The sequence below is a fragment of the Thauera sp. ZXT1-4 genome (genome assembly GCF_052598215.2).
On record NZ_JBQWSN020000003.1, the window covers coordinates 1 to 22,629 of the forward strand.

Consider the following 22,629-nt stretch of genomic DNA (forward strand, 5'->3'; position numbering starts at 1 on the left):
CCGTATGAAAATGCTGGGGATTCATTCGTTATGACTTTCGAGTGCGATGACCCTGTGCTGGCCCCCTTCTTTGCCGACGTCGATACCCGTGGCGCGGGCAGCGGACTCGTCCAGTACGGCCAGAGCACCCTTGGGGGTCGTAACGTGTTCGGTGTGAACTGGATTGATGTGGGCTACTACGGTGCCCGCACGGACAAGCTCAACAGTTTCCAGTTGATCATCACCGACCGCTCCGACATTGCGCTGGGCGACTTCGATTTCGAGTTCAACTACGACACGATCCAGTGGGAAACCGGTGAGGCCAGCGGTGGCGTCAATGGTCTCGGTGGCACCTCGGCCGCAGCGGGCTGGACCAACGGAAGCGGTGCTTCGTTCCAGTTTGCCGGCTCGCTTGTGAATGGTGCGTTGCTGGATGGTGGTCCGAATGCGCTGGTCAGCGGGTCGCTCAATTCGCAGACCGCAGGGCAGTATCTCTTCTCGGTGCGGAGCGGCCAGGTGGTGAACCCCGTTCCGGAACCCGCCACGCTGGCACTGCTGGGCCTCGGCCTGGCGGGTCTGGCTGCGCGCCGTCGCAAGGTGGCTTGAGCCTCCGAGGCCTTCAGGAAAACGACGGCAGCTTTGGCTGCCGTCGTGCTTTCAGCCCAGCACTTCGCCGTGCTCGCGCGTGGCGTGGAAGGTGACCTTGGGCCATTTCTCGGCCGTCACTTCCAGGTTGTAGCGGCTGGTGGCCAGATACACCGGGTTGCCGTCGATGTCCTTGCCCAGGCGCAGCGCCTGCTCGCGCTCGAAGTTGCGCCGCGTGACGTCGTCCGGGAAGGTGAGCCAGCGCGCGGTGTGGATGTCGGCGGGCTCGAAGATCGCATCGACCTTGTACTCGTCCTTCAGGCGTTGCGCCACGATCTCGAACTGCAGCACGCCGACCGCGCCGAGCAGCATCTGGCCGCCCTCGAGCTCGAAGACCTGGATCGCGCCTTCTTCGCCCAGCTCCTGCAGCCCTTTCTGCAACTGCTTTGACTTGAGCGGATCGCGCAGGCGTGCGGCGCGGAACATTTCAGGCGAGAAGTAGGGGATGCCCTTGAAACCGAGGTTCTCGCCTTCGGTCAGGGTGTCGCCGATCTGCAGCTGGCCGTGGTTGTGGATGCCGACGATGTCGCCCGCGACACCGTCTTCCATGATCACACGCTCGTTGGCCATGAAGGTAAGCACATTGGCGAGCTTCATTTCGCGGCCGGCGCGCACGTGCTTCACCTTCATGCCCGCGCTGTAGCGGCCCGAGCAGATGCGGAAGAAGGCGATGCGGTCGCGGTGCTTCGGGTCCATGTTGGCCTGGATCTTGAACACGAAGCCGGTGAAGGCCGGCTCGGCCGGCTGCACCATGCGGCTGCCAGCATCGCGCGCCTGCGGCGGCGGCGCCCAGTCGATCAGCGACTGCAGGATCTCCTGCACGCCGAAGTTGTTGATACCCGAGCCGAAGAACACAGGGCTCTGCTTGCCGGCGAGGAAGTCGTCGAGGTCGAAGGGCGGCGAGGCGCCGTCGATCAGCTCGACATCTTCGCGCAGCTGACCGATCTCCAGCGGGAAGCGCTTGTCGAGCTCCGGGTTGTCCAGGCCCTTGATGATTTCGCCGTCACTGCGCCGTTCCTGGCCTGGGGTGAAGGTCAGCACCTGCTGCTGCAGCAGGTGATACACGCCGCGGAAGGCCTTGCCCATGCCCAGCGGCCAGGTCACCGGCGCGCAGGTGATCTTCAGCACGTCCTCGATCTCGGCGAGCAGCTCGAAGGGCTCGCGCACCTCGCGGTCGAGCTTGTTCACGAAGGTGATGATCGGCGTGTTGCGCAGGCGGCACACGTTGAGCAGCTTGATCGTCTGCGCCTCGACGCCCTTGGCGGCATCGATCACCATCACCGCGGCGTCCACCGCGGTGAGCACGCGGTAGGTGTCTTCCGAGAAATCCTCGTGGCCCGGGGTGTCGAGCAGGTTGATGGTGTGCCCCTGGTATTCGAACTGCATCACCGAGCTGGTCACCGAGATGCCGCGCTGCTTCTCCACTTCCATCCAGTCCGAGGTGGCGTGGCGGGCGGACTTGCGCGCCTTCACCGTGCCGGCGAGCTGGATCGCGCCGCCGAACAGCAGCAGCTTCTCGGTGAGCGTGGTCTTGCCCGCGTCGGGGTGGGAGATAATGGCGAAGGTGCGGCGCTTTTCGACGTCGCGCAGCAGCTCGGGCGGGAAGGGCGTGGTGGTCATCGGGGCTCGTCGGCAAAAACAAAACCGCCCGCCCGAGGTCGGGCGTGGCGGGACGAGCGGGATTCTATCAAGGAATCAGGGGGATGCCGTGCGTTGCCGGCGGCATCCCCGGGATGGCTACCGCGCTCCGGCTTACTTCTGCTTGCCGATCTGGTCGCCGATGACGCCACCGATGGCAGCACCGCCCACGGTGCCGAGGATGCCGCCGTTGCTGATCACGGCGCCGGCCACACCGCCTACCGCAGCACCTGTGGTGGCGCTCTTCTCGCGCGAGGACATGTTGTCCCAGGTTGCACAGCCAGTGAGCGCGAACGTGATGAGCAGGGCGGGGATGAGGGTACGGGTACGGGTCTTCATGGTGGCCTCCTTGTCGGGCTATGGGGCGGCTGCAGTTGTGGAACGGAGGGGATTCGATGATCACTTCGCATTGCACGCCACGCCTGCCGGATGCGTGGAGTATGAGCGCGACTCGGGGATGAAGATCCCGTGGCGAGGTGTCGAATTGTTTCTCCGCCTTGCACGCGTCCAGACCCATCCCGGTGCAGATATCAGCCGCCCAGCATGTCCTCGGGTCGCACCCAGGCGTCGAACTGCTCGGCCGTGACGTGGCCAAGCGCGATTGCCGCCGCACGCAGGGTGCTGCCTTCGGCATAGGCCTTCTTTGCGATCTCTGCGGCCTTGTCGTAGCCGATGTGCGGGTTGAGCGCGGTGGCGAGCATCAGGCTGCGCTCTAGCTTCGCTGCCATGTTCTTCTCATCTGGCATCAAGCCGGCCACGCAGTGGCGCTGGAAGTTGCGGCATCCGTCGGTGAGCAGGTGGATGGATTGCATCAGGTTGTAGGCGATCACCGGCTTGAACACGTTCAGTTGCAGATGTCCCTGGCTGGCCGCAAAGCCAATGGTGGCGTCGTTGCCGAGTACCTGGCAGGCGAGCATGGACAACGCCTCGCATTGGGTCGGGTTGACCTTCCCGGGCATGATCGAGCTACCGGGTTCGTTGGCAGGCAGTTGCACTTCAGCGAGGCCGGTACGCGGCCCGGAGCCAAGCAGGCGCAGGTCGTTGGCGAGCTTCATCAGCGTGACCGCGAGCGTCTTCAGGGCGCCAGACAGCGCCACCAGGGGTTCGTGCCCCGCAAGCGCGGCGAACTTGTTGGGTGCGCTGACCAGGGGCAGGCCGGTGAGCGCGGCGAGCTCCGCGGCGATGGCATTGGCAAAGCCCGGTGGGGCATTGAGTCCGGTGCCAACCGCGGTACCGCCCTGGGCGAGCGCATGCACGGCTGGCAGACTGGCCTCGATCGCATGCGTCGCGATGTCGAGCTGCGCGACGAAGGCCGACAGTTCCTGCCCGAAGGTGAGCGGCGTGGCATCCATCATGTGCGTGCGCCCGGTCTTGATGAGGCCGGCGTGACGCTCGGCCTGGGCAGTGAGCCCTTGTGCGAGCTCGGCGACTGCGGGCAGCAGGTCCTCATGCACCGCGCGCGCTGTGGCGATGTGCATCGCGGTCGGAAAGCAGTCGTTGGAGCTCTGGCCGCGATTGACGTGGTCGTTGGGGTGCACTGGCGCCTTGCCGCCGCGACCGCGGCCGGCGAGCTCGTTGGCACGGCCGGCGATGACCTCGTTAACATTCATGTTGGTCTGCGTACCACTGCCGGTCTGCCACACCACGAGCGGAAACTGCTCGTCGTGGTGGCCGGCAAGGATCTCGTCCGCAGCGCTTTCGATCAGCGTTGCGATTTCGGGCGGCAGTGCGCCGCTACGCGCATGCACGCGTGCGGCCGCCTTCTTGATAAGCGCCAGGGCGTGGATGATCGCGATCGGCATGCGTTCGCCGCCGATCGGAAAGTTGAGCAGCGAGCGCTGCGTCTGCGCTCCCCAGTAGGCACGGCCATCGACCTCCACTGGGCCGAGACTGTCGGTTTCGATGCGGTGCATGGCGAGCGTCCTCAATCGGATGAGTGGTCTGGTGGCCTTGCGCTGATGTGACGATTCTGCGCCTGCCCTTGTTCCGCCGCACGCTGCGCGGCAGCATGTGGCTGCTCCGTCGTACGCTGGCGGCCTGGTTCGCGCACGGCATGAGGATTGCCCCGCACTGGAGACTCCTGGCATGAAGATCGTCATTGCCCCCGATTCGTACAAGGAAAGCCTGTCCGCCCTGCAGGTCGCGCAGGCGGTGGAGGCCGGCTTCCGAGAGGTTTTCCCTGAAGCCGAATACGTGCTCGTACCAGTAGCCGATGGCGGTGAGGGGACGGTGGAAGCAATGGTGGCTGCGACTGAAGGTCAGCTGTGCAGCGCGGCGGTGACGGCACCGCTGGGCGATACGGTCCAGGCGCGCTACGGGCTTACCGGCGATGGCATGACCGCGGTGATCGAGATGGCGGCTGCGAGCGGCCTCACCCTGGTGCCGCCGGCGGATCGCAATCCGCTCGTCACCAGCTCGCGTGGCACCGGCGAGCTGATCCGCGCTGCGCTCGACGCCGGCGCGCGGCGCTTCATCCTCGGCATCGGCGGTAGCGCCACCAACGACGGCGGTGCCGGCATGGTGCAGGCGCTGGGCGCGCGCTTGCTCGATGCGCAGGGGCGCGAGATCGGCCCGGGCGGTGGTGCACTCGCCGCACTGGACCGCATCGACGTTTCGGCCCTTGATCCGCGCCTGGCCGCGTCGCACATCGAGGTCGCCTGTGACGTGGACAACCCGCTCACCGGCGTGCGCGGCGCCTCGGCGGTGTTCGGCCCGCAGAAAGGCGCCACGCCAGGGATGGTGGCGGTATTGGATGAGAACCTCGCCCGCTTCGCCCGCATCGTCGAGCGCGATCTCTGCGTCACGGTGGACCCGGTGCCGGGTGCGGGCGCGGCGGGTGGCATGGGGGCGGCGATGCTGGCCTTTTTTGGTGCTACGCTTCGGCCGGGCATCGAGATCGTGACCGCCGCGGTCGGGCTCGACGCCCATGTCCGTGATGCCGACCTGGTGATCACCGGAGAGGGGCGTATCGACTTCCAGACCGTGCATGGCAAGACGCCGATCGGTGTGGCACGTGTGGCCAAGCGTCATGGCCGGCCGGTGATCGGCATCGCGGGCTCGCTCGGCAGTGGGGTGGACGCGGTGTACGCGCATGGGATCGACGCCGTGTTCAGCGTGCTCGCGCGGCCCTGCACCCTGGACGAAGCCCTGTACGATGCAGCGGAAAACCTGCGCGTGGCGGCCCGCAACCTGGCGGCCAGCCTGCGCATAGGCGCCTCGATCGGGGTGTCGCGATGAAACCTGTCCCCGACATGGAGAACACGATGAACCAAGACACCCTGCTCGCCAAGGACCACCCGCTGCGCGAGGACATCCGCCTGCTGGGGCGCCTGCTCGGGGATAGTGTGCGCGAACAGGAAGGCGAGGCGGTGTTCGACTGCATCGAGCAGATCCGTCAGTGTTCGGTGCGTTTTCGACGCGACGACGATATTGCCGCCCGCCGCGAGCTGGAGGGTATGCTCGACGCCCTGTCGCGCGAGCAGACCATCCAGGTGGTGCGCGCCTTCAGCTATTTTTCGCATCTGGCCAACATCGCTGAGGACCAGCACCACATCCGGCGTAGCCGTGCGCATCTGATCGCCGGCTCGGCACCGCGCGAAGGCAGCCTGGCGCGTGCCGTGCAGAATGCCTTCGAGGCCGGTACGGCCAACGCCGGGGTGCTGGTGGATTTCTTCGATAGTGCGCTGGTTTCGCCGGTGCTCACCGCCCATCCCACCGAGGTACAGCGCAAGAGCATCCTCAACTGCGAAACCGTGGTCGCGCGTCTGCTCGATGAGCGTGACCGCATGCAACTTACCCCGGAGGAGGCCGAGGCCAACCACGAGGCGCTCAAGCGCGCGGTGCTCACGCTGTGGCAGACGCGCATGCTGCGCACCGCCAAGCTGTCGGTCATCGACGAGGTCAACAACGGTCTGTCCTACTTCCAGACCACCTTCCTGCGCGAACTGCCACGCTTGTACGCCGGGCTGGAGGATCGCCTAGCAAAGGCCGATCCGATGCTCGGCAGCCCCGAGCTCGACGCCTTCCTGCAGGTTGGGAGCTGGATCGGGGGCGATCGCGACGGAAACCCCTTCGTCACTGCCGGGGTGCTGGAGAAGGCGCTTGCCATGCACTGCGAGGTGGCGCTTGGCTATTACCTGGACGAGCTGCATATCCTCGGCTCGCAGCTCTCGCTCGGGATTGGTCTGGTGTCGGCCTCGGATGCGTTGCTCGCGCTCGCCGAGGCCTCGCCCGACCGCTCGCCGCATCGCAGTGACGAGCCCTACCGGCGCGCCATCTCCGGCATCTACGCACGCCTGGCCGCCACCCATCTGGCACTGCTCGGCCACGCGCCTGTGCGCCATGCGGTGGCCGATGCTGCGCCCTACGCCAGCGCGGCGGCGCTGACCGAGGACCTCGACACCCTGCACCGCTCGCTGGTGGCCAATGGTTCGGCGGCGCTGGCACGCGGGCGGCTGCGCCACCTGCGCCGCGCGGTGAAGGTCTTCGGCTTCCACCTCGCGCCGCTCGACTTGCGTCAGAACTCGGACGTGCACGAGCGCGTGGTCGCCGAGCTGCTCGAAGTCGCGCGGCCGGGCAGCGCCTATGCCGCGCTCGACGAGGCGGGGCGCTGCGCGCTGCTGCTCGAGGAGCTCGATACCGCGCGCCCGCTCGCCTCGCCGCACGTGCGTTACTCGGACGAGACCGAGGGCGAGCTGGCGATCTTCCGCGCCGCCCGCCAGGCGCACCTGCGCTACGGTACGGCCGCGATCCGCAACTGCATCATCTCCAAGACCGACGATGTCTCCGACCTGCTCGAGCTGGCGGTGCTGCTGAAGGAGGCTGGCATCCTGCGTCCGCTGGAGAACGCGCTCGACGTGAACATCGTGCCGCTGTTCGAGACCATCGGCGACCTCGAGAACGCTGCCGGCGTGATGGCGCGCATCTTCTCGATCCCGCGCTATCGCGGCCTGCTCGGCGCGCGCGACCACACGCAGGAGGTCATGCTCGGCTACTCGGACAGCAACAAGGACGGCGGCTTCCTCACCTCGGGCTGGTCGCTGTACAAGGCCGAGGGTGAACTGGTCGAGGCCTTCGCTGCCCATGGCGTGCGCCTGCGCCTGTTCCATGGCCGCGGCGGTTCGGTGGGCCGCGGTGGTGGCCCGAGCTACCAGGCCATCCTCGCCCAGCCCGAGGGTGCGGTGCAGGGGCAGATCCGCCTCACCGAGCAGGGTGAGGTGATTGGCGCCAAGTATGGAAACCCGGAAGTCGGCCGGCGCAACCTCGAGGTGCTGGTCGCCGCCACGCTCGAGACCAGCCTCCGCCCGGCCAGTGCCGCGCCCACGCCGCAGGCTTTTCTCGATGCCATGCAGACCCTGTCGGACGCGGCCTTCACGGCCTACCGCGGCCTGGTCTACGACACCGAGGGCTTCGAACGCTACTTCTGGGCGTCGACGGTGATCAGCGAGATCGCCGCGCTCAACATCGGCAGCCGGCCTGCCTCGCGCAAGAAGACCACCGCGATCGAGGATCTGCGCGCGATCCCGTGGGTGTTCAGCTGGTCGCAGTGCCGCGTGATGCTGCCGGGCTGGTATGGCTTCGGCAGCGCGGTGGAGGACTTCCTCGCCGCACATCCGGACGACGGCCTCGCGCTGCTGCAGCGCATGAACGCCGAATGGCCCTTCTTCCAGACCCTGCTGTCGAACATGGACATGGTGCTGGCCAAGACCGACCTCGCGATCGCCAGCCGCTACGCCGAGCTGGTGAAGGACGTGGTGCTGCGCGACGCGATCTTCGGCCGCATCCGTGGCGAACACCAGGCCACGGTCGAGGCCGTGCTGCGGATCACGGGTCAGGCCGAGCTGCTCGACGGCAACCCGCTGCTCAAGCGCTCGATCCGTAACCGCTTCCCGTATCTGGACCCGCTCAACCACGTGCAGGTCGAGCTGCTGGGTCGTCATCGCGAGGTGGCTGAGGCGGGTGGCACCGACGAGCGTATCCGGCTCGGCATCCACCTCTCGATCAACGGCATCGCCGCGGGGCTGCGCAACAGCGGGTGAGGAGCGCAGCGCGAGCGGGAGTTGGCGAGTATTCGCGCCCGCCGCATCATGGGGGCCGGACGCGTGTGCCGGCCCCCTGCGTTTCGTGGAACATCATGGACATCATCTTCGGCATCATCCTGCCGGTCTTCGGTACACTCGGCCTCGGCTATGTGGCGGCGCGCTTCGGTGTGTTCGACGAGGCGGCCAATCGCGGGCTGTCGCTGTTCGTCTTCAATTTCGCCTTGCCGCTGATGTTGTTCCGTGCGATCGCTCAGGCCGAGCTGCCCGACGCGATGCCTTGGGGCTATCTGCTGTCGTACTACATCGGCGCCTTTGGTGTGTATGCGCTTGCGATGGCGGCCAGCCGCATCCTGTTCGGGCGGCGGCTGGACGAGCAGGCGGTGCTGGGGCTGGGGGCGGGCTTTTCCAATACAGGCATGCTCGGCATCCCCTTGGTGATGACCGCCTATGGCCCGTCTGCCGCGCTACCGTTGTTCGTGATGATCGCCTGTCATAGCCTGCTGATGCTGCCGCCGACCACCGCGCTGATCGAGGCTGCACAGGGCAAGGGCGAAGGGCGCATGGCGATGCTGTTGAAGCTGGCGAAGAGCGTGCTGGGAACACCGATCATCTGGGGCTTGAGTTGCGGGCTGGCGTTCGCGCTGCTCGGCATCGCCCTGCCCGGCCCGCTCGATGCGGTGGCCAAGGGGCTGGGCAGTGCGGCAACGCCGTGCGCGCTGTTCGCGCTCGGGGCTTCGCTGACGCGCTACAGCCTGGGCGGAAACCTGCGCGAACCGGCGTTGCTGCTGGCGCTGAAGACCGTGATCCATCCGTTCATCGTGTGGCTGCTCGCTACCCAGGTGTTCGACGTGCCGCCACTGTGGGTTGCGACCGGCGTGCTGCTGGCGGCGCTGCCGGCGGGCATCACGCCCTACCTGTTCGCGCAGCGCTATGGGGCCGGACAGTCCACTGTGGCCTCGGCGGTGTTCCTGTCCACGGTGGTCTCGGTGGGGACGCTGTCGGCGCTGCTGTTCGTGTTGCGGCCCTGAGGGCGCAGGCTTACTCCTGCTCAAAGCGCCGGCACTGCACCGGCGCGACCTCGGTGAGGCTCCCGGTGGCGGCGTGGAACAGGGAGCCGAGTGCGCGATCTTCGCGCCAGCCCTCGTGCAGCGCGAGCGAGCCGCGCAGGCCTTCGAGTTGCACCGCGCCCGCAGTGGGGGCGGCGAAGTCGAGCAGGCGCAGGGTGCCATCGGCATCGAGTACGGCGTCGAAGCGCAGGCTGGCGGCGAGGTCGGGCGAGGTATCGAAGAGATTGGTCATCGGTCGGGATTCCTCCTATCGATAGGGGGCGAGCGGTGGCGGAAGCGCGGTGCGCCGGTGCCGCTTGGCCGCTCCTGTTGTCGCGAGCGTCTGTGACCGGGCACACCGCAGATCGTTTCCGGTGCGGGGTTCAGGCCGTGCTCACCGGCGCCAGCACGGCCGCGCGCCGACCGGACTGCTTGGCCGCATACATGGCCATGTCTGCGCGCCGGCGCAGGCTGTCGAGGTCGGTGCCGTGATCCGGGCAGATGGCGATGCCGATGCTGCAGGCGAGCGGGAGCGCTCCGACGGAGGTTTCTACCGGCTGCGAGACTGCGGCGAGCAGCTTCTCGCCGATGCGGAGGGCGTCCTCGGCATCCAGGATGCTGCCGACTAGGATCACGAACTCGTCGCCGCCGTAGCGTGCCACGGTGTCGCTGGCACGCAGCTGCGTGGTCATTCGTTCCCCGGTGACACACAGCACCCGGTCGCCGGCTTCGTGGCCGAAACGGTCGTTGATGTCCTTGAAGTGGTCGAGGTCGAGCAGGATCACGGCGAAGCGGGTGCCGTGGCGCTGCCAGGCGTGCAGGGCGGCGTCGAAGCGGTCGGCGAGCAGGTAGCGGTTGGGGAGGCCGGTGAGCACGTCGTGGGTGGCGAGATAGGCGGACTGCTTGTGCTCGATGCTAGCGCGCATCAGCGCCCGGTAGTGGCGTAGCATGAACCAGGGGGTCGCCAATGCGGCGGCGAGCAGCAACAGCGGGACCGCCGCGGTCTCGGCGGCGAACACGTCGCGCAGGCGCTGTTGCTGCGTGAAGCGCACGAGCACCTTCTGCGCGGTTCCCTGCACATGTTCGGCGTGCATGTACACGGGAAACAGCCAGCGGTCGAGCCGGGAGCCGCCTTCCATGGGCTGCTCGACGAGCAGGCCTTCGATGCCGTCGCTGCCGACCAGCGTCGTACGGATGCCGATCCTCGCGCCGCGCACCTTGGCGGGCATTGTCGGCAGCAGGGCCGCGCTCTTGATCAGCAGTATCGCCGCCATCGTGTCGCCGAAGAAATCGGCCGCCCTGCCCTCGGCACCTGCGCGCGGACGCTCGACGGTCTGCAGCAGCAGGTAGCCGGTTTCGCCCTCGTAGAGCTCGAACACCGGCGAAGCCACCGCGCGCGGCTGTCCGAGCGCGCGTGCCAGCGTGCCTGTGAGGTGATCCACCGTCTCGAGCTGCACGCCGAAGATGGGCAGGGTCTCCGGCAGCGCCGGATGTATGAAGAGGATGGGCCAGGTGTCGACGGCGGATGTCGCGCTGACCGGCTCGCGGCTGGTGAGTGCGCTGAAGGACTTGAGGTGGAAGTCGGCGCGCCAGTTGCGGCGCAGGTTCTCGGCCAGCACGGCGGCGTCTGCGGTGGCGACGCGGCGGGCGATCTCGATCTGGTAGATGTGCGGATAGGCAGCGGCCACCGTGGCCGCGTAGCGTTCGGTCGCAGCGTAGTCGTCGCGCTCGACGGCGAGCAGGAAGGCCGACAGGCCCGAGAGCACGGCTTCGTTCGTGTACAGCGTGTGGCGGATGTCGGCGGCGAGGGCGCCGGTGGTCTGGAGGAACTGCTGTTCGAGCCGGCGGAGCTCGGAGGTGATGAGCAGGAAGCCAGCGACCACCAGCAGCGTCAGCCACGCCAGCAACAAAAGTATGAGGTTTGAACGGCGCGGTCGATGCGGCATGGCGGCTCCAGTGGGCGCAGTATCGCCGCATCGTGGAGCGCTGTAAATTTGACGAACGTCATAGGTCTTCCAGACGCGGTCGACGATATTCAGCTGCGATGCAAGGCCGCGAAGCAGCGTTGCAGGGCGGTTTCGGCAAGGCTTGCGAGTTCGCGATTATGCGATGCGCATTTAACTGCACTGCGGACGAGTGCGGATCGGGTGAGCCGGATCGATGGTCCGGTACCGAGCTCATGGACCAGAGGCGCGTCGCCATGCCAGGTGTCCAGGTAGGCGCGCAGTTTCTCGCCCTGGGCAGAGGCCTGCACCAGACTGATCGCGGGGCGGGCGAAGGCTTCCGCGACGATGCGCACGTGCAGGCTGCTGGCCAGGCACAGGTGGGCGCCGGCGATGAGTGCGCAGAGCGCGAAGAGGTGTTCGCTGTCCGCGACGATGCATTCCGCGTGGTGCTTCAGCCGCGTGCGCAGGCGGTGCAACACCGCCGGGTCGTCGTGCCAGGGCGCGCGCCCGGCGCAGAACAGCACGAGGCCGAAACCGGTGTCCTGGTGCAGGCGGTCGAGATCTGCGGCGAGCGTGTCGAGGCTTGCGTCGTCGCCGAACTCGGCGCTGAGCTGGGTGGCGATCCAGCCCTGCGGGAAGCGCGCGCGAATCGCCGCGGGTTCACCTTGTGCCGTGTGGCGGGCGATCTCGTCGCCGAACAGCCGTTCGACGAGCGCGGCCGGGTCGGGCGCCAGCGCGGCGTCGATACCGGCGGCGGCGAGCGCGACCTGCGTGCGGCGGTCGCGCACGTGCAGCGCTGCGGCGGTGCGCAGCGCGTCGAGCGCTTCGGCACGGGCCGCGGCGGGCAGGTGCTCGAAGGCCACCCCTCCCGTGCCGGCATGGGCGACGCGCGCGCCGGGCGGGAACAGGTGCCGTGGCGAGAGATAGGGGAGCGTGCGCGCGATGCCAAGACGCCCTCGCGCCCAGGCGTCACGGCCCGCGAGATCGCTGTCGTGGGCGGCGATCAGCGCGACCACCTGCCCGGGCTCGGCGAGCATGACCGCGGCCTCCCAGGCGCTGCAGCCGAGGATCTCGCCGCCGACCTGGAGGAGATCGGGCGGCGCGAGGCCGGGGGCCTGCTGCATGCAACGCCCGGCGATGGTTTCGAGTGTCTCGACCTGTGCCCCGCCCACCGCCCGCAGGTCGCGCCCGGCGAGTCCCGCCCAGGCCAGGGGCCGCCCGGGGGCGAGGCGGGCCGCCATGGCGGCGGCGATGCGACCGAGCAGCAGGTCGCCGAGGTTGTGGCGGTCGAAGGCGCCGAACAGGATCAGCGGCGGGAGCATCGATCGGCGCCGATGCGCAGCCGGTCCAGGCGCAGGCGCTGGCGGGCGTCGAACAGCCGGCGCGCGCCCAGGCTCACTGCCACCACGGTGCCGAAGCCGGTGCCGCCGGCGATCAGGAACATCACCAGAATCTGGTATTTCACCGCCTCGACCGGTGCGGTGCCGGCGAGGATCTGGCCGGTCATCATGCCTGGCAGGCTGACGATGCCGGCGGCGGCCATGGCGTTGATGATCGGGATCATGCCGACGCGGATCGCCTCGCGCCGGGTGTCGGCGATGGTCTCGTTCCAGTCCTGGCCGAGCGCGAGCCGGGTCTCGAGCACCGCGCGCCTCGCGCTCGCCTCCTGGGTGAGGCGGTCGAGCCCGAGCGCGATGCCGTTCATGGTGTTGCCGAGCACCATGCCGAGCAGCGGGATGGCGTACTGCGGCGCATACCAGGGCGAGTTGCCGATCACCACCAGCAGCGCCAGCACGCTGACGGTGAAGGAGGATACGAACATCGACAGCGTGCCCAGGCCAAAGCCCCACCAGCCGATGAAGCGGCGCTTCTGCCGCGCCATCACCTCCCGCCCGGCCGCGGCGATCATCACCGCCGCCATCGCCGCGACCCAGAGAAAACGCGCGTTGTTGAAGAGCAGCTTGAGCACCAGGCCGATCAGCAGCAGCTGGATCGTGGTGCGCGCCGCCGACACCACGAGGCGCTGCTCGAGCCCGAGCCCCAGGCGCAGCGACACGCCGGCGAGGGCGAGGATCAGTAGGGCTGCGAGCGAGAGGTCGAGCACCGACAGTTCGATCACCATGTGGCGCCCTCCCCTGCGTTTTCCTCCACCAGACGGCCGTCCGCGAGCACGAAGCGACGCTGCGCCACCCGTGCTGCCTGGCGCGGGTCGTGGCTGACCCACAGCAGTGCGGCCGCATGGTCGCGCCGGTAGTCGCCAAGCAGGGCCTCGACGGGCGCGGTGCTATCCTCGTCGAGGTTGCCGGTGGGTTCATCGAGCAGCACGGCATCGGGGTGGCGGGCGAGGGTGCGCAGGAGCGCGAGGCGCTGGCGCTCACCAGTGGAGCAGCGCGCCACGGTCCACGCGAGGGCGGCGGCGGGCAGCCCGAGGCGCTCGAGCCAGACGGGGTCGCAGCCGGTGGGGAAGTGCTCGCCGATGGTCTCGGCCCACCACTGGCTCTCGGCCGCCATCAGCGCCACCTTCCGCCGCCAGGCGGGCGCGGGTATCGCGCTGCAGCTGCAGCCGTCGAGCAGGCTGTCGCCCTCGTGCGCGTCGAGGTCGGCGATGGCCCGCAGCAGCAGGGACTTGCCGCTGCCCGAGGCGCCGCGGATGCAGACACATTCCCCGGCGGCGATCTCGAGGTCGACGGGGCCGACGTGGTGGGTGCGGAGTTGTTGCAGGACGAGCGCGGACATGGCCCGCATCTTCCCGCGCGCGGGGCGGGTTTTCAATGGCGGTGGCGGGACGAGGCGACAAAGACGCAGCTGGCGCGCACCGCCGCGGAGGCACCTTGCATTTGGTGACCGCGGTCGCCATGTAATCGGGCGACAATGCAGCACGGTCGCTCGCGTGGTCTGCACGCGCGATCCATACGCGGAATCTTTTCGTCGCTCGCGGTTCTGACCCTTGCGACGGGGCGCGGACGCTCCGCGCCACTCACCAGGACACGATCATGCACAAGGATCCCCGCTTCTCCGGGCTCTACCTCAACCTCGACCGCAGCGGCGCGCAGGCGCCTTCGCTGTGGCAGAAGATCGTCGGCGGTGTGGCGGCGCTGGGCGTGTTTGCGCTCGCGCTGACCTTTTCGGTGGCCCTGTTCGCGGTGGTGATCACCGTCGGTGTGGTGGTGTGGGGCTACCTGTGGTGGAAGACGCGTGCCGTGCGCAAGGCGATGCGCGAGCACATGGAGGCGACGCGCCAGGAGCAGGGCTCCGGTGCGCCGCACGAGGCTGCGACGCTGGTCATCGAGGGCGAAGTGATTCGTGAGGTGCCGGAAGACGAGGCTGGGCCGGCATCCGGTCGTCGCGGCTGAGTGGGCGTCAGGCGCCGAAGTAGCGTTCGGTGAACGCTGCGGCCGGCAGGGCGGGGTCGAACAGCCAGCCTTGTGCGAAATTGCAGCCGCGCGCCGCGAGGAAGTCGCGCTGCACTTCCGTTTCCACGCCTTCCGCGACCGTGTTCAGGTCCAGCGCGTGCGCCATGGCCAGGATGGCCTGCGTGATTCCCACCAGGTCGGGGTCGTCGGGGAGGTTCTGCACGAAGCTGCGGTCGATCTTGAGCGCCGAGATGGGCAGGCTCTTCAGATAGCTCAGCGAGGAATAGCCGGTGCCGAAGTCGTCCAGGCTCATCCTCACCCCCAGCGTGTCGATTGCGGCCAGGGCCGCGAAGCTCGATTCGGCCTGGCGCATCAGCGCGCTTTCGGTGATCTCCAGTTCGAGGTGGCGGGCGTCGAGACCGTGGCGTTCCAGCGCGGAACGGATCTGCTGCGGCAACTCGGGGTCCTCGAGCTGTCGCGTCGATAGGTTCACCGCCATCAGGAAGTCGGGCGCGTGAGGCAACCATGCGGCGGTCTGGCGACAGGCTTCTTCCAGCACCCACGTGCCCAGGTGGCCGATCAGTCCGGCCGCTTCGGCGATCGGGATGAAGCGGTCCGGAGGCACCTTGCCGAATTCTGCGCTGTGCCAGCGCAGCAGGGCCTCGGCGCCGGTCAGGCGTCCGGTTCCAAGGCAGAACTGGGGCTGGTAGTGCACCTCGAGCTCGTTCCGTTCCATCGCCTGGCGAAGGCCGTTTTCCAGGTCCATCCGTTCGTGCACCTGCGCATCGAGCAGGGGTGAAAAGAAGTGCAGGCTGTTTCGCCCGGCACTCTTGGCCGCGTACAGTGCGGCGTCGGCTGCGCGCAACAGTTGGCCGGGTGTCTCTCCGTCCGCGGGGAACAGCGCGATACCGATGCTGGTGCCGATGGAGACGGTCCGCTCGCCGAGGACGTAGCGGTCCGAGATGGCCTGCAGGATGTGCCGTGCCGCCTTGGCGGCCGCTTCGGCGCCGGTGTTGGGGAGGATGGCAATGAATTCGTCGCCGCCCAGCCTGCACAGGGTGTCGCTTTGGCGCACGGCCTTGCCCAGGCGCTCGCTCACCTGCCGGAGGAGTTCGTCGCCAGCGGTGTGGCCCAGGCCTTCGTTGATGAGCTTGAAGTTGTCGAGGTCGCAGAGCAGCAGGGCAAGTGGTTGGGTGCTCGCGTGGGCATCTTCGGTGGCGCGGCGAAGACGGCTGTTGAAGGATCTGCGGTTCGGCAGGCCGGTCAGTTCGTCGAACTTGGTGCGCGTCTCCAGCTGACGTTCGGCGGCGGTGGCCCGGCGCCGCAACTGTGCGGTGAGGAAGGCAGCGATGCCCAGCGCGCCGAGGGCCACGCTGCCGACGGTGATCAGGTAGAGGCCGACCTTCTTGATCAGCGCCGCGTTGTTGGCGACCAGGTGAATGGTGCCGATGGTGGCGTTCTCGAAGCGCAGGTCGAGGCGGGTCGAGGGCACGATGAAGGGCACGTTTGGCGCACGTGCGCCCAGGAAGGCGGGTGCCTGCCCCGAGGCCGTGCCGTGGGCGAACCGCCGCGGGGTGCCGTCCTCGTCCATTCGGTAGAGCGCGGCCTCCTCGATGTTCGCTGCACGAGTGATCGACACCAGGTTGCTGTGTGCGGCCTCCTCGTCGTCGAAGATCAGCGCCGGGATGCTCGCCTCGCCGAGCAATCTCGCCTGTGCCTGAAGACTGTCGATCAGGCTGTCCCGCTCCTTGGCGTACTCCAGGGCGGCCAGAACCAGGACCAGGATCAGCAAAGACAGGGCGGCCGCCAGAAGCTGGAAGCGGCTGGCTGCTGCGTGGTCGCGGGGTTCGCGGTGGGTCATTGCACGCTGCGCGCCAGTTGCAGCACCTGGGCGGGGAGCTTGAGGCCGGCCTGGCGCAGGGGTTCGAGACTGACCTGAAAGGCCACGCGGTTGTTGTCGCGCGCCAGTCCGATCATGGACCCGGTATGCGGTGGCGTAGAGATGGTGAGTACCGGCCGCCCCGCGAGACGGTGCAGCCGCTCGGTGAGGAGCGGAATGTCGACCTGGTCGAAATGAACCACTGCGCAGTCATCCAGTTGCGCAAGGATGCCGCGACGCTGGATCTGCAAGGTGTGCTCGCCGACCTTGCGGCCGTGGTAGTCCAGATAGGCGTTGGCCAGTTCAAGATTCTCGGTAATGGTGCACACCGTGAGCGGCGCATTGTCCGCGATGGAGGCCGGCCAGGCGGTGAAGCGGATCAGGTTGAACACGAGCGCGGCCTGCAGGCTCGATTCCTTGGCCGTGGGTGCCGCCGCGCCCGCCGTGCTGGCGAGGCTGAGTGCGAAGCTCGCGCCCAGCACCAGCAGCCAGCGTGCAGATGCGGTGGGTCGACGCCGTACGGCGGGCGCGTGCATCAGAACGCCCATGTCAGCCCGAGCTCGAGCTTGCGCCCGGGCCGTGGCAGGGCTTCGTGCCCGAATTCTTCGCTTACGGGGTCGTGCAGGCTGCGATCGAAGAGGTTGTCGATGCGCATGCGCAACTGTGCGCCGGTGAGGACCGGACGTACCGAGACGATGGCTGCATTCGCCCAGAACTGGCTGCCGACCTCGCTGGCAGCCGTCTTGCGGGCGGAGACGAAGCGGCCTTCCAGCGTGGCGTGCCAGTGGGCGGACAGCGGCAGGGTGAGGTCAGCCTTGGCGACGTTGCGTGGCGCGTGCAGCAGGCGGCTGCCGGTATCGGGGTCGCGCGCCTGTTGCCAGCTCCAGGAGGCGGCGAAGCGTGTGCCGTCCTCCCAGCGGGTTTGGGTCGAGAGCATCGCGCCGCGCAGCTCGGCCTTGCCGCGGTTGCGGTAGACGAGCAGGCCATCTGCTGGATCGGCCTCCTGCACGATCAGGTCGGTGATGCGTTTGTGGAACAGACTGCCATTCCAGTCCCAGCCGTGGGCGTCGCTGTGTTCGAGGACGATCTCGAAGGAGCGGATGCGTTCCGGATCGAGCGCCGGGTTGGCCTTCATCGTCAGCTCGCCGTCATGGTAGTGCTGCTCGTAGGGCGACGGGGCGCGATAGGCCGTACCGAACAGGTACTTCAGCGCGGTGGAGGGCCCCAGCAGCTGGATCAGGCCCAGCCGCGGATTGAGGCTGGTGCCGAAGCTGCTGTAGTGGTCCAGCCGCAGGCCGGTGTTGAGAAGCCAGTTGTCGCTGCGCCACTCGTCCTGGACGTAGAGTCCGGCCTGGTGGTTGCTGCGCCGGTCGTCGAGCAGGATCTGGTCCTGGGCACCGAGGGTGCGGTTGCGTTGGCGCAAGACGGGATGGGCCCGATACTCGGCGCCGTAGAGCAAGGTGTGGCTGGCGAAGCGGATGTCGGTCGCCTGCAGTTCCGCGCCCCACCAGCGGGTGGTGGTTTCGTCGCGGCCAAGCTCGGTGTCGTAGGCCCAGTCGCCACGGTATTCGGTGCCCCCCAGGTCGAGCCGTGTCGCCAGCGTCAGGCCGGGCAGCCACTCGTGGCGGTGGTTCAGGCCGAGTGTCCACAACGCCTCGGTGGCGCGGGTGCGGGGGTCGCCGAACACGGTGTCGTAGGGTGCGCCTGCGTAGCCCTTGCGTCGAGACGCATGGGTGAAGGTCAGCGCGAACTCGTCCCAGGCGTGGCGTAGCGTGAGGCGGTGCCCACGCGGTGCCTCGACGCCCGAGGCCGCGCCGTAGCGCGCGCTGCCGATGTCGGAGAGCGTGATGTCGTCGCCGTCGCTGCGCCATGCGCTGACAGACACCAGCAGCTCGTGGCGGTCACTGGCATGACCGTGACGCAGGGCGATGCTGCGTCCGCGCTGGTCGGCGAAGGCCGTGTCCAATGTCGTGCCCTGCATCGGACGGGCACTCGTGGTGACGAGGTTGATGACGCCGAGGAAGGCGTTACTGCCGTAGGCCGACGAGCCCGGGCCGGGGATGAACTCGACGCGCTCGAGCAGGGCCAGGTCGACCGGTCCGTCCTCGCCGATCTGCGCCTGTCCGTAGGCCGGGTCGTTCAGCGGGATGCCGTCGAGCAGCAGCTTGAACTTGGTGTTGTAATCCCCCGGTTGCTGGAAGCCGTGGATGCCCGCGAACGAATACACCCGGTCGCTTGCCATGAACAGCCCGGGTACGGCGTCCAGCAACTCCGCCAGCGTGCGCCAGCCATGGTCGCGGATCTGTTCGCGCGTGATGACCGTGGCCGCCGAGGGCGCTTCCCGGCTGGGCTGCACGAAGCGGGATGCGCCGCTGATCTCGACGTCGAGCAACTGCTCGAAGGACAGTTCCGCAAGATGCCCGGCCGCATGGGCCGTGCCGCCGGCACACAGCATGCACAGGGTCAGGGCAAGCCGACGCGGTGTGGTGAGCAGTCCCGGTTTGCGGGCAGAGACGCGGATGGAAGTGCGGGCGCTGGCAGGCATGATCGTGATTATCGGCATCGGGCGTGAGCGTCCGGAAGCGGAATTCTAGCCTTTACCTGCGAAACTGCCATTTTTCGGTGGCCGTGTGGCACGGGGTGTGGGGTCCGGCAAGCGCGGTGGCGCATTCGTCGCTCAAACGGGATCGCCCGCAGCCGCTTGTGCGAGCGTGTGCAGCCGGGCTTCCTTGCCGTCGATGCTGCGGATGTGAACATCGACCTGATTGAATGCGATTTCGATGTCGTGCGCACGGAAAAGGCGGTCGATTTCGCGGTTGATCTCGTCGATTGCGGCATTACGGTCGCCAAGTTCGCGGACATGTACGCGCAGTTCGTGATCGAGCGTGCTGGCGCCAAAGCTGAGGAAGAAGACCAGCGGCTCCGGCTCCTTGAGCACGCGCGCGTTCTCGTCTGCAATCTGCAGCAGTAGCTTGCGGGTGAGTTCGAGGTCCGAGCCGTAGGCGACGCCCAGCTTCACCGTGATGCGTGTAACCGTGTCGGTCAGCGACCAGTTGGTGAGCTGGCCGGTGATGAAGGCCTTGTTGGGAACGATCATCTCCTTGCGGTCGAAGTCGGTGATCGTGGTGGCGCGGATCTGGATGCGGGTGACGGTGCCCGAAACGTTGCCGATGGTAACGACATCGCCAATGCGCACGGGGCGTTCGAACAGGATGATCAGGCCGGACACGAAGTTCGCGAAGATCTCCTGCAGGCCGAAGCCCAGGCCCACCGACAGCGCCGCCACCAGCCACTGCAGCTTGTCCCAGCTCACCCCGAGCGTGCCGAGCGTGCTCACGATGCCTGTGCCAATGATGATGTAGGAGAGCAGGGTGGTGATTGCATAGGCGCTGCCCTGCGCCAGCTTGAGGCGGGACAGCACCAGCACTTCCAGCAGGCCGGGGAGGTTGGTCGCGAGCATGAAGGCGATCGCTGCAATCACGAGTGCGCCGAGCAGATCGGCAAGGCTGATCGGGACGGTGGCGGCAGTGTCACCGCTGCCGCTGGCGTACTCGTAGAGGGTGATGTTCTCGAGATAGGTAAACACCGTGAGCAGGTCGGACCAGACCCAGTACAAGGCCACGGCCAGAGCCCCCAGCAGCGCGAGGTGGAGCAGGCGCAGGGATTGCTGGTTGATCTGTGCCAACTCCAGCCGGGGTGTTTCGACCTGTGGATCCGTGGCACCGTCGGCCTCGCCCCGCCCTTCGCGCTCTGCTGCCTCGCGGCGGGCCACCGCGCGCTGGTAGTCGAGGCGCCGAGCCGCCACGGCGAGGGCGCGGACCAGCATGGCCTCGAGCACGCGCCACAGGATCAGCACCGACAAGGTGTCGATCAGGCGCTCGGTGAGCTTGAGCGTGGTGTAGTAGTAGCCCATGGCCAGCGCGCCGATGAGCGCGAGTGGCATCAGCACCAGGGCGATGCCGATCAGCACATGCAGTGGCGAGGGGCGCCTGCCCAGGCTGGCGTGCAGCATGCCCCGCCCGAGGAGCCAGGCCATGAAGGCGTAGCCGATGAACAGGATCACGATGCCGAGCACGTCCTGGCCGAGCATGTCGGGCTGCTGCTCGGCGATCGCCACCACCGCGACTACGGCAAGCACCACGATGCCGAGCTTGCGCAGGTTGTGATGCAGGCTGCGCACGCCGTCGGCAGGCCACTGGAAGTGGCGTTCGGCTACGCCGTCCGGAATCAGGATGCGGTAGGCGGTATAGAACACCAGCCATGCCTGGGCCATCTCGATCAGTGCGGTCCCCAGGCTGGCGTTCTGGCCGCGGGCGTCCATCTGCAGGGCGAGTCCGGCGAGCCACAGCAGCAGGCTGCCGGGCAGGGCGAGCAGCAGCGTGAACAGGACTGCGAGCGGGGTGTGCAGCTGACTGTCGCGTCGGACGTACCCGATGTCCGCATGCAGGCCGTCGAGCTTGTCGCGCAGCCAGCGCCGGCGCGAGAGCAGTCCGAGGCTGATCAGCAGCACCGGCAGGAAAAGCAGCGGTCGCGCCTGCAGGCCGGCCCAGATCTCGCGACCGATCGAGGCCCACGGGATGGCGGACAGCTGTGCTGAAAGACGCTGGGGTGCGGCCTGCAGCCAGTCGAGTCCGAGCGCACGGTTGCTCGGGATCCAGAACATCTGCTCGTCGAGGGTCGAGCGCAGGCGGTCGGCGCTTTCTTGCAGCTGGCGCTCGTTGAGCTGGAGGGCGATGGACTCGCTGAGCACGGCGTTGAGCTGGCGGTTGAGCTGGTCGAACAGCTCCACGCGGGTCGTGAGCAGCGACACCAGGGTCATGCGTACCGATTCGTCGGCCTGACTGGCGGGCGCTTCGGCGAGCAGGCGTTCGGCGTAGGCGGCCGGGCGAGCATGCTGTTCGCGCTGCTTGTTGAGCTCGAACTGGTAGAGGCGGATGTCGGCGATCTGGTCGGCCAGTGCCTTGTCCACGCTGGGCCTGGGTAGCTCGCGCTTCTGTTCGAGCAGGATGCGCGACAGCAGCAGGCTGCCTTGCAGCACGTTGATCTGCTCGTCGATGAGGCTGGCGCTGCGGTTCAGGTTGTCGAGCTGCTGGCGGACCGCGAGATTGCGCTGGGTGAGGGTGTTGAGTTGGTTGGTGGCGCGCAGCAGGTAGCCGGAGAGTTGCTGGTTGGCGGCGGCTTCCCGCGCGATCAGGCTGTCCGTCGTCTTGTTCTCCTCGCCCTCGCGCGCCACCGCGTCGGCCGTTTCGGTGGCCTGCGCAGTGCGACGGGCGTTGATCGCCGCCTGCAGCGCCTGGATGCGCGTGTCGAGAAGGGCGATGCGCGCGGCGGCCAGATCCTGGCGTGCCTGGCCGAGGTCGAGCAACAGGCTGTTGCCTGCGAGTTCCTCGCGACGCAGCGCGATCTGGGCGTTCAGGGCGTACCATTCCGCCGCCATGGCCGATGCGCGCTCGGGGCTGAGCGGGCGGCCTTCGCGACCGGGTTCGTGTTGCGTGGCGAGCGCGGTTTCGATCTCGCGCATGCGGATCTGTCCCGTGCCGATCTCGGTCTGTGCGCGCTCGGGGCTGGTGCGTGCGCCGATCAGCAGTGCATTGGCCTCATCCAGGCGCTGTCGCCAGGTGCCCAGCGCCTCGTTCGCCGCGGTCAGCTGCACCTCGAGCTCGGTCGTGGTGGTGGCGTCCGGGATGTCGGTGCCGCCCGGCGCGGTGCCTTGCAGGCTGGCGAGCTCGGCCCGCGCGCGCTCGATGTTCCGAGGGGCACCTTCCAGAGTCTTCTTCAGGGTCTCCAGCCGGGTGCGGTGCTCCTCGGCCTTTACGAGCGCAGCGAGCGCCTGCTCCAGTGCCTGCTGTGCGGCGCGCTGTTCGGCTTCGGCCAGCTTGCGCTCGGCCAGCCCGTCCAGGCGTGCGCGCAGGTCCCCTGCTGCCGGTGCCGCCGGCTGTTGGGCAAGCGCATGCTGGGCCAGAAACGGGAGCAACAGCAGGGCGAAGAGGCGGAACAGGTGCATGGTCGGGGCTTGGGAGGGGGCGCATCGGGCCGCGCCCGCAGGGCTTCGGCAAGCTGGAATTCTAGCCTGCCGTGACTCCGCGCCGGGTACCGCGCCGG

Annotated in this window: 17 protein-coding genes; 5 read left to right on the top strand and 12 right to left on the bottom strand. The window is 67.9% G+C overall.

Going from position 1 to position 22,629, the window contains the following annotated elements:
- Positions 1-30: 30 nt before the first annotated feature.
- The gene (locus ACUH78_RS03415; RefSeq protein ID WP_510497549.1) at positions 31-585 is read left to right on the top strand and encodes a nidogen-like domain-containing protein; all 555 of its coding nucleotides are present in this window, start codon (positions 31-33) and stop codon (positions 583-585) included.
- A gap of 51 nt (positions 586-636) precedes the next feature.
- Here the strand turns inward: ACUH78_RS03415 and ACUH78_RS03420 are convergent, their stop codons facing one another.
- The 3 genes from ACUH78_RS03420 to ACUH78_RS03430 form a co-directional block, all read right to left on the bottom strand.
- Complete coding sequence (locus tag ACUH78_RS03420) at positions 637-2,244, bottom strand: peptide chain release factor 3 (RefSeq protein ID WP_445332705.1); 1,608 nt, start codon at positions 2,242-2,244, stop codon at positions 637-639.
- Between the two features lie 132 nt (positions 2,245-2,376).
- Entirely contained in the window at positions 2,377-2,601 is a 225-nt protein-coding gene (locus ACUH78_RS03425) for a YMGG-like glycine zipper-containing protein (RefSeq protein ID WP_418365288.1), read from the bottom strand.
- A gap of 191 nt (positions 2,602-2,792) precedes the next feature.
- On the bottom strand, positions 2,793-4,175 hold the full coding sequence (locus tag ACUH78_RS03430) for a class II fumarate hydratase (protein ID WP_445332706.1): 1,383 nt from the start codon (positions 4,173-4,175) through the stop codon (positions 2,793-2,795).
- Between the two features lie 172 nt (positions 4,176-4,347).
- Here ACUH78_RS03430 and ACUH78_RS03435 point away from each other — a divergent pair, with 172 nt between their 5' ends.
- The 3 genes from ACUH78_RS03435 (at position 4,348) to ACUH78_RS03445 (ending at position 9,331) form a co-directional block, all read left to right on the top strand.
- Complete coding sequence (locus ACUH78_RS03435) at positions 4,348-5,499, top strand: glycerate kinase (protein ID WP_445332707.1); 1,152 nt, start codon at positions 4,348-4,350, stop codon at positions 5,497-5,499.
- Positions 5,500-5,525: 26 nt separating this feature from the next.
- Complete coding sequence (ppc, locus tag ACUH78_RS03440; RefSeq protein ID WP_445332708.1) at positions 5,526-8,300, top strand: phosphoenolpyruvate carboxylase; 2,775 nt, start codon at positions 5,526-5,528, stop codon at positions 8,298-8,300.
- 95 nt (positions 8,301-8,395) lie between these two features.
- Positions 8,396-9,331, top strand: a complete 936-nt coding sequence (locus ACUH78_RS03445; RefSeq protein ID WP_445332709.1) for an AEC family transporter — start codon at positions 8,396-8,398, stop codon at positions 9,329-9,331.
- Between the two features lie 10 nt (positions 9,332-9,341).
- Here the strand turns inward: ACUH78_RS03445 and ACUH78_RS03450 are convergent, their stop codons facing one another.
- From ACUH78_RS03450 to ACUH78_RS03470, 5 genes are all read right to left on the bottom strand, one after another.
- Complete coding sequence (locus ACUH78_RS03450; protein ID WP_445332710.1) at positions 9,342-9,602, bottom strand: hypothetical protein; 261 nt, start codon at positions 9,600-9,602, stop codon at positions 9,342-9,344.
- 130 nt (positions 9,603-9,732) lie between these two features.
- Complete coding sequence (locus ACUH78_RS03455) at positions 9,733-11,295, bottom strand: diguanylate cyclase domain-containing protein (protein WP_445332711.1); 1,563 nt, start codon at positions 11,293-11,295, stop codon at positions 9,733-9,735.
- 89 nt (positions 11,296-11,384) lie between these two features.
- Complete coding sequence (locus ACUH78_RS03460) at positions 11,385-12,617, bottom strand: polysaccharide pyruvyl transferase family protein (RefSeq protein WP_445332712.1); 1,233 nt, start codon at positions 12,615-12,617, stop codon at positions 11,385-11,387.
- Positions 12,602-13,417 carry an ABC transporter permease gene (locus tag ACUH78_RS03465; RefSeq protein WP_445332713.1) on the bottom strand — a complete coding sequence of 272 codons (816 nt, stop codon included), beginning with the start codon at positions 13,415-13,417 and terminating at the stop codon, positions 12,602-12,604. The genes ACUH78_RS03460 and ACUH78_RS03465 overlap by 16 nt, the downstream gene beginning before the upstream one ends.
- The gene (locus ACUH78_RS03470) at positions 13,411-14,031 is read right to left on the bottom strand and encodes an ABC transporter ATP-binding protein (RefSeq protein WP_445332714.1); all 621 of its coding nucleotides are present in this window, start codon (positions 14,029-14,031) and stop codon (positions 13,411-13,413) included. The genes ACUH78_RS03465 and ACUH78_RS03470 overlap by 7 nt, the downstream gene beginning before the upstream one ends.
- A gap of 257 nt (positions 14,032-14,288) precedes the next feature.
- Here ACUH78_RS03470 and ACUH78_RS03475 point away from each other — a divergent pair, with 257 nt between their 5' ends.
- The gene (locus ACUH78_RS03475; protein ID WP_445332715.1) at positions 14,289-14,648 is read left to right on the top strand and encodes a hypothetical protein; all 360 of its coding nucleotides are present in this window, start codon (positions 14,289-14,291) and stop codon (positions 14,646-14,648) included.
- Positions 14,649-14,655: 7 nt separating this feature from the next.
- Here the strand turns inward: ACUH78_RS03475 and ACUH78_RS03480 are convergent, their stop codons facing one another.
- The 4 genes from ACUH78_RS03480 to mscK form a co-directional block, all read right to left on the bottom strand.
- Positions 14,656-16,509, bottom strand: a complete 1,854-nt coding sequence (locus ACUH78_RS03480; protein WP_445332716.1) for a putative bifunctional diguanylate cyclase/phosphodiesterase — start codon at positions 16,507-16,509, stop codon at positions 14,656-14,658.
- Positions 16,506-17,075 carry a YfiR family protein gene (locus tag ACUH78_RS03485; protein WP_445332717.1) on the bottom strand — a complete coding sequence of 190 codons (570 nt, stop codon included), beginning with the start codon at positions 17,073-17,075 and terminating at the stop codon, positions 16,506-16,508. Before ACUH78_RS03485 ends, ACUH78_RS03480 begins: the two co-directional genes overlap by 4 nt.
- Complete coding sequence (locus tag ACUH78_RS03490) at positions 17,063-19,072, bottom strand: TonB-dependent receptor plug domain-containing protein (protein ID WP_445332718.1); 2,010 nt, start codon at positions 19,070-19,072, stop codon at positions 17,063-17,065. The genes ACUH78_RS03485 and ACUH78_RS03490 overlap by 13 nt, the downstream gene beginning before the upstream one ends.
- Positions 19,073-19,204: 132 nt before the next feature.
- On the bottom strand, positions 19,205-22,531 hold the full coding sequence (mscK, locus tag ACUH78_RS03495; protein ID WP_418365305.1) for a mechanosensitive channel MscK: 3,327 nt from the start codon (positions 22,529-22,531) through the stop codon (positions 19,205-19,207).
- Positions 22,532-22,629 lie beyond the last annotated feature (98 nt).